General features: G+C 69.0%; 5 protein-coding genes and 1 pseudogene. 3 read left to right on the forward strand and 3 right to left on the reverse strand.

The window, feature by feature from the left end; all coding sequences use genetic code 11:
* Positions 1-234, forward strand: a pseudogene (locus tag AC1DU6_RS13970) (ribosome biogenesis GTP-binding protein YihA/YsxC); the annotation flags it as partial.
* 3 nt (positions 235-237) lie between these two features.
* Here AC1DU6_RS13970 and AC1DU6_RS13975 read toward each other — a convergent pair.
* Positions 238-2,289 (reverse strand): DUF1631 family protein, encoded by a 2,052-nt coding sequence (locus AC1DU6_RS13975; protein WP_477857814.1) that lies wholly within the window; start codon positions 2,287-2,289, stop codon positions 238-240.
* Between the two features lie 88 nt (positions 2,290-2,377).
* On the opposite strand from AC1DU6_RS13975, the gene AC1DU6_RS13980 reads away from it, so the two are divergent.
* Both AC1DU6_RS13980 and AC1DU6_RS13985 read left to right on the forward strand, forming a co-directional pair.
* Positions 2,378-4,561 (forward strand): tetratricopeptide repeat protein, encoded by a 2,184-nt coding sequence (locus tag AC1DU6_RS13980; RefSeq protein WP_477857815.1) that lies wholly within the window; start codon positions 2,378-2,380, stop codon positions 4,559-4,561.
* A gap of 29 nt (positions 4,562-4,590) precedes the next feature.
* A complete protein-coding gene (locus AC1DU6_RS13985) occupies positions 4,591-5,418 on the forward strand; it encodes a MipA/OmpV family protein (RefSeq protein ID WP_457442860.1) in 828 nt (275 codons plus the stop codon).
* Between the two features lie 114 nt (positions 5,419-5,532).
* Here the strand turns inward: AC1DU6_RS13985 and groL are convergent, their stop codons facing one another.
* Positions 5,533-7,182: a chaperonin GroEL gene (gene groL, locus AC1DU6_RS13990; RefSeq protein WP_457323938.1), complete on the reverse strand. Its 1,650-nt coding sequence runs from the start codon at positions 7,180-7,182 to the stop codon at positions 5,533-5,535.
* A 99-nt stretch (positions 7,183-7,281) separates the two neighbouring features.
* The gene (locus AC1DU6_RS13995; RefSeq protein WP_056202831.1) at positions 7,282-7,572 is read right to left on the reverse strand and encodes a co-chaperone GroES; all 291 of its coding nucleotides are present in this window, start codon (positions 7,570-7,572) and stop codon (positions 7,282-7,284) included.
* Positions 7,573-7,785: the final 213 nt, after the last annotated feature.

The raw sequence follows: 7,785 nt of genomic DNA on the forward strand, positions 1-7,785 counted from the left end.
CTGCTCACCAAGTCCGACAAGCTCAATCGCAAGGAAGCAGACGCGGCCTTGCGCGCGACGACGGAGTTCCTCGCTGCGATGACCACCGAGAACTCCGACGTCGCGGTGACGCTGTTCTCGGCGCTGAAGAAGAGCGGCGTCGGCGACGTGGCGCTGGCGCTGCGCGAATGGGTGCTGGCGCATCGGCTGCCCGACGACATGCCGGCGGTCGAGCCGATTCACTCGGCGGGCTGAAGCTCAGCCGCCGTCCAGGTCGCTCATCAGCGTGTCCACGGCGCGTTGGACGACGTTATCGTCTTCCAGTGCCGTGATGAGGCCGTTGGACAGCAGCGCCTCCAGCGCGCGGCGGGTCAGCGGCAGGCGTTCGTCGGAGTCGCGGCCGACGAACAGCAGGAACTGCCGGCCCTCGCTGATCCAGGCGATCTGGGTGGTATGCCAGTCGCCCTGGATGAAGAGATGGAACCAGYGGCCGATCTGCAGGCCATCGATCCAGCGTTGCAGCGCCGCGCGCGCATCCGGCGAATCGTGCTGGTTGTAGAGCTGCACCGGCACAGTCGGCAGTTCGCCGCGGTCGACGTCGACGCTCAGCCAGTGCGAAGGCACCTGGGAATCGCGCTCCTCCATCAGGCGCTGGACGATCTCGTCGGCCGAGGCGGGCGCGGCACTGCTCGCCGTGGGCGAGGCGGGCGGCGGGGCGGCGGGGCGGCGCTCGGCGGGGTCCAGCGCCGGCAGGCCGCGCAGCAGGCGGGCATGCTGGGCCATCAGTTCGGACAGGGCCGGCTCGCGCTTGGCTTCGGAGAGCTGGATGCTTTCGCAGCCGGTCAGCAGGCGCTCGATGAGGACGGGCAGGCGCATGCGCAGGGCCTCGCGGTCGGCGAGGTCGCGCGGCGTGATGAGGCTGTCGAGCACGGCGTCGACCATCTCCATCGCCGCGTGGGCTTCGTGCGAGTCGCGGCCGTGGCGCACCATGGCCGCGACGATGACGTCCACCCAGGCCGTCTGCAGGAAGCGGTGCATGCGCGGGCCCAAAGGAGCGCCGGTGATCTGGTGGTCGATCTGATCGCGGATCAGCTCGCGCCAGTCGCTGCGCAGCTGTTCCCGCTCCAGGGCCGCCAGCGCGACGGCATTGCGTTCGCTGCTCTGGCGGGCCTGCTGGTCGATGTGGGCGTCGACGCGAGCCAGCACCTGCTGGAAGAGCAGGGCGTTGGGCGTGGGCGCGTCGACGAGGAGCTGGGCCTCGGCTTCCATGAAGCGCAGGAAATCCACAAGGCGGGCGTCATCGGCGCGCTCGAAGGCCATGCCGTGGGCGGCGACGCGGTTCAGCAATGCCCAGGTGGGATGGTCCTGGCGGCGCAGCAGCATGCTGTCGCTGCGTGCCAGGCGCACGACGGCGATCTGCAGTCGCGCCAGCAGCGCCTTCAGCGGCGGCAGCAGGCGCGGGTCGGCCAGGATCTGGTCATAGAGCCGGCTCAGCATGTCCGGCCCCGTCGAGCGCACGAAGGGCGCCGGGGCCAGCGGACCGCGCTGGGTGACGGGGCTGTGGGGCGCCAGGCCCTGCGGCCGGGAGTTGACCGCGTCGACGCGGCGCGACAGGCCGTCCAGCGTGCCATGAGCGGCTGGCCGCGTACTGACGCCGCGGGCCGCGGCCAGGCGCTGGTGGGCCAGCGGGTCGGTCTGGGCATGGCCGTGGGAGGCCACCATGTCGCTGATGTCGGCGGCGCGCAGCGTGGCGCAGGCCTGGGTGTAGAGGCGGTTCAGGGCGCGGGCCAGCGGTGTCGCGGCCACACGCATCAGCTCGTACTGGGTCTGGGCGCCGAGCGGGCTGGACGCCAGCGCATGGTGAAGTGCGTGAGCGTAGAGGGCCGGGCGCAGCGGGTTGTCGCGCTCGCGGGCCCGTGCGATGCCGCGCAGCGCCGCGAAGAAGTTGCCGATCTGGTGCAGCTCGGCCCGGCTCATGTCCTCGGCCGCATGGGCGACATGGGCGATGGCCACGTCCTGCAGCGCCTGGTGTTCGTCGACGAGGCTGAGGCTTTCCAGGCCGCCGAGCTGGGCGGGCGAGCGGTGCAGGGGATCGTCGCCGCGACGGCCGGCCTGCAGCAGCTCGATGAGCTTGCCCTCGAAGTCGGCCGCGAAATGCGCGCGCACCTTGCGCCAGGCCTCGCGCAGTGGATAGTGCTGGGGCTGCGCTTCGAGCTCATCCTGCACGCTGTTGAGCAGGTCGCGGGCCATCGGGCCGGCTTCGGTCAGCGCGTGGTCAAGCAGGTCGTGAGGGTTCGGGCTGAAGGGCATGGACGCTATCGAGGGGCGTGATGAGATTATCCGGCGCCAGGCTGGTGCACCCCGATGTGTTGCCCCCTCTTACCGACCCCTCAACCACATGGCAAACGCCGCACTTCAGAACCTTTTCACGCTTTTCCAGGCTGGGCGCCATGCCGAGATGGCCGCGCAGGCCCGCGCATTGCTCGCCGAGCATCCCCAGGACGGCACGTTGTGGAAGGCCCTGTCCGTGGCCCTGCAGATGCTGGGCGAGGACGCGCTACCGGCCTTGGAGCGCGCCCTGGCCCTGTTGCCGGACGATGCCGAACTGACGGCCAATCTCGGCGCCCTGCTGGCCTCGCGGCAGCGTTGGCCCGAGGCGCGGGCCGCCTATGAGCGAGCGCTGGCGCTGCAGCCGCGCCTGCCGGGCGCCCACAACAACCTCGGCAACGCGCTGCTGGCCCTGGGTGAGCCGGCCCAGGCCCTCGCCGCCTTTGAGGCCGCCCTCGCGCTGCAACCCGGCCTGGTCGCCGCCCTGGGCAACCGCGGGCGGGCGCTGCTGGCACTGGGGCGCCACGCGGATGCGGCGCAGGCCTTCGAGCAGGCGATCGCAGCACGCCCGGCGGACGCGGGTCTGCGCGGGCATGCCGCAACGGCCTGGGCCGCAGCCGGGCGCCCTCGTGAAGCGGTGGCCAGGCTGCGCGAAGCCGTGGCCCTGGCGCCGGCGGATGTCGCCCACCGCTTCGCGCTGGGCAACCTGCTGCAGGCGGTCGGCGACGCGGTGGGTGCCGTTGACGCTTGGGAGGCCGTGCTGGCGCTGGATGCCGGCAATGCCGAAGCCGCCTGCAATCTGAGCCTGCTGCGGCCGCAGCGCGGCGAGGCGGTGTTGACGGCGGCCCTGGCCACGGGCCTGGCCGGCGAGCGCCGGGCCGCGGCGCTGGCCAACCTGGGCGGGCTGCGGCTGCGCGAGGGACGGCATGCACAGGCTGTGGCCGCCTACCGTCCAGCGCTGGACGACGCGCCGACGTCGCCCCAGGCTTTGAGCAACCTCGCCCAGGCTTTGAAGCAGCAGGGCCGCCCGGACGAGGCCGACGTGGTGCTGAGCCGCCTCATTGCCCTCGATCCGACGCTGCTGACCGCACGCAGCGACCGTTTGCTGCTGCGTGCATATCGCCAGCAGGGTGCCGAGCTGCGGAGCGAGGCGCAGGCCTTCGGTCAGGCTGTGGCGGCGCCTGCCGTTTCGCGGCCCGCGCGCGCGGCTGGGCCTTTGCGCGTCGGCTTGGTGTCGGCCGACCTGCGCGGCCATCCGGTCGGGCGGCTGGCCGAGGCCTGGCTGCCGGCGCTGGCGCGGCGTTGCGAGCTTTTCGTCTACGCCAACCATGGTGCCGACGATGAACTGACCCTGCGGTTGCGGGCCGCCGCGCCGCGTTGGCTGCACGTGGTCGGCTGGGATGACGCGACGCTGGCGCAACGCATCGCGGCCGATGGCATCGATGTGCTGATCGACCTGAACGGCCACACGGGCGGTCATCGCCTGGGCGTGTTCGCGCGCCGGCCGGCGCCGCGACAGTTGAGCTGGCTGGGCTATGCGGGCAGCACCGGGCTGGCCGAGATGGATGGCTTCATCGGCGACCGTTGGCTGTTGCCTGAGGGCGCCGAAGCTGGTTTTGTGGAGCCTTTGCTGCGGCTGCCCGACAGCTTCACGGTCTATGCGCCGCCCGCCGAGGCGCCTGCCGTGGCCATGCGGGAAGGACCGATGTGCTTCGGCTGCTTCAATGCCCTGCACAAGCTCGGCGACGAAGTGCTGGCGCTGTGGGCGCGCGTGCTGGAGGCGGTGCCCGACAGCCGGCTGCTGCTGAAGGCGCCCGGTCTGCAGCACGAGGCGGAGCGCACGGCCCTGCTTGGCCGCTGGCCGGGTGACGCGGCACGGCTGGACCTGCAGGGGCCGGGGCCGCTGGCCGACTATCTCGCCGACTTCGGGCGCATCGATATTGCCCTCGACCCCTTCCCGCACAGCGGCGGCATGACGACGCTGGACGGGCTCTGGATGGGCGTGCCGGTGCTCACCCTGCCCGGGCCGACGCCGATCTCGCGCCAGGGTTTGAGCTTCATGCAGGCGCTGGGGCTGGCGCAAGACTGGGTGGCGTCGGACGAGGAGGACTATGTGCGCCTGGCGGTACGCTGGGCCGCTGATCGCGCGGGCCTGGCGGCGCTGCGCGCCGGGCTGCGTGAGCGCATGGCAGTCAGCCCCCTGGGTGACGCCGAGCGCTTCGCAGCGGGCTGGGTGGCGCAGGTGCAGGCATGATGCGCGCCGTCGCCATCCACCTCTCGCCCATGAAATGCCTCCTCGGTTTCAGCCTGGCCTGTGCGGCCACCCTCGTGCATGCCGATGACGCCGCGACCAAGCCCTCCGAACTGCCGCTGTGGGAGCTCGGTGCGGCCGCCGGCGCGCTGTCGCAGCAGGCCTATCCGGGAGCGGACCAGCAGGTCACGCGCACGCCGGTGCTGCCCTACGTCATCTACCGCGGCAAGGTGCTGCGGGCCGATGACGCGGGCGCGGGGTTGCGGGCGGTGCGCACCGAGAGCTTCGAGCTGGATGTGTCCTTCGCGGGCTCGCTGAGTGCTGGCGGTAAGGAGCTGCGGGCGCGCGAGGGCATGCCGCGGCTGCGTTCGCTGGTGGAGTTCGGGCCCGTCGGTCGCTGGTATCTGAACGGCCGCAAAGCCGCTGACAGCCTGACTTTCGAGCTGCCGCTGCGCGGCGTGTTCGAGGCGAGCGACCTGCGCCGGCATCGCGGCATGAGCCTGGAGCCGGAGCTGGCTCTGGAGCACCGCGCCAGGGCGGGCTGGAGTTATGGCGTCAGTGCGGGAGTGCTGTTCGGCGACCGTCGCCTCGGGGCGACCTATTACACCGTCGCGCCGAACGAGGCGCTGGCGGATCGGCCGGCCTATGCGGCTCGCGCCGGCTTGATTGCCTGGCGGCTCAAGGGCGGGGTGTCGCACCAGCTGACGCCGGATGTGCGTCTGTTTGCCATCGGACGTGTCGACAGCGTGGCTGGGGCCGCCAATCGCGACAGTCGGCTTGTGCGCCAGACCACGGGCGCGAGCATCGGCATCGGGCTGACCTATACGTTCGCGCGCTCAGCCGCCCGCGCCAGCGACTGAGAACCTCAGGCACAAAAGAAAAGGGGCTGCTCGCGCAGCCCCTTCCTGAATGCTTGATCAGTTGGGGACAGAGCTGTCGGGCGAGTACGCCCGCCAGGTCTGTCCCGCAAGGTCTTACATATCCATACCGCCCATGCCACCCATGCCGCCCATGCCACCAGGCATGCCGCCACCGGCTGCTTCGTCCTTGGGGGACTCGGCGACCATGGCTTCGGTCGTCAGCATCAGCGACGCGACGGATGCGGCGTTCTGCAGGGCAGTGCGCGTCACCTTGGTCGGATCCAGGATGCCCATTTCGATCATGTCGCCATAGGTGTCGTTGGCGGCGTTGAAGCCGTAGTTGCCCGAACCGGCCAGCACGGCGTTGACGACGACGGAGGCTTCGCCACCGGCGTTGTAGACGATCTCGCGCAGCGGTGCTTCGATGGCGCGCAGGACCAGCTTGATGCCGGCGTCTTGATCAGCGTTGTCGCCCTTGATGGCGCCAGCGGCTTGCTTGGCGCGCAGCAGCGCGACGCCGCCACCAGCCACGATGCCTTCTTCAACGGCTGCGCGCGTGGCGTGCAGCGCGTCTTCGACACGGGCCTTCTTTTCCTTCATCTCGACTTCGGTGGCAGCACCGACCTTGATGACGGCAACACCGCCGGCCAGCTTGGCCACGCGCTCTTGCAGCTTTTCGCGGTCGTAGTCGCTGGTGGCTTCCTCGATCTGGATGCGCACTTGCTTGACGCGGGCTTCGATGTCGCCCGCAGCGCCGGCGCCGTCGATGATGGTGGTGTTTTCCTTGCCCACTTCAACGCGCTTGGCCTGGCCCAGGTCGGCCAGCGTGACCTTCTCGAGCGTCAGGCCGACTTCTTCGGCGATGACCTTGCCGCCCGTCAGGATGGCGATGTCTTCCAGCATGGCCTTGCGGCGGTCGCCGAAGCCAGGCGCCTTGACGGCGACGACCTTCAGGATGCCGCGGATGGTGTTGACCACCAGCGTGGCCAGCGCTTCGCCGTCCACGTCTTCCGAGATGATCAGCAGCGGGCGGCCCGACTTGGCGACTTGTTCCAGCGTCGGCAGCAGATCGCGGATGTTGCTGATCTTCTTGTCGTACAGCAGCACGAACGGGTTGTCCAACAGCGCGGCTTGCTTTTCCGGGTTGTTGATGAAGTAGGGCGACAGGTAGCCGCGRTCGAACTGCATGCCTTCGACGACGTCGAGTTCGCTGTCCAGGCTCTTGCCGTCTTCGACGGTGATGACGCCTTCCTTGCCAACCTTGTCCATCGCCTCGGCAATGATGCGGCCCACTTCGTGGTCGCTGTTGGCGGAGATCGTGCCGACTTGCGCGATTTCCTTGGAGGTGGTGGTGGCCTTGGAGGCCTTCTTCAGCTCGGCGACCAGGGCGGTGACCGCCTTGTCGATGCCGCGCTTCAGGTCCATCGGGTTCATGCCGGCGGCCACGTACTTCATGCCTTCGCGAACGATGGCTTGAGCCAGGACAGTCGCGGTGGTGGTGCCGTCACCGGCGTTGTCAGACGTCTTGGAAGCGACTTCCTTGACCATCTGCGCGCCCATGTTCTGCAGCTTGTCCTTCAGCTCGATTTCCTTGGCCACGGACACGCCGTCCTTGGTCACGGTCGGGGCGCCGAACGAGCGCTCGAGCACGACATTGCGGCCCTTGGGCCCCAGGGTCACCTTGACCGCGTTGGCCAAAATGTTCACGCCTTCAACCATGCGGGCACGAGCCTCGCCGCCAAAGATCACGTCTTTTGCTGCCATTTGATTCTCCGAATACTTAAATTGGGGTCAGAGTCGATTTATTTCGACTCACGATCAGCGAGGACACGCGTCACGGGGTGACGGGCCGTCCCCGTGTCATCACTTTTGAACCACGGCGAAGAGGTCTTCCTCGCGCATGACCAGCAGCTCGTCACCGTCGACCTTGACGGTCTGGCCGGAATACTTGCCAAACAGCACGCGGTCGCCGACGACGACGTTCAGGGCCACGAACTCACCCTTGTCATTGCGCTTGCCCGGGCCGACGGCCAGGACTTCACCTTGATCAGGCTTCTCAGCGGCGTTGTCGGGGATGACGATGCCCGAGGCGGTCTTGGTTTCTTGCTCCAGACGGCGAACGATCACGCGATCGTGCAGGGGGCGCAGCTTCATGGAATCTCCTTGAGAGTTGGAACCGGAGCGGCCGCGGCAATCGCGGCTCGCCGAAAAAAACGGGGCCGCGGAATCGGCCCATTTCGTTAGCACTCGAATGTGTTGAGTGCTAGCAGACACGCATTATAGGGACGGAGTATGGCGATTCAAGCCTTGCAAGAAGAGCTCTTGCCCGTCCTGCCGTCAGCGGGGCCTGCCCGCGTTGAGCTGGCC

It is taken from the genome of Roseateles sp. P5_B10 (assembly GCF_056400485.1).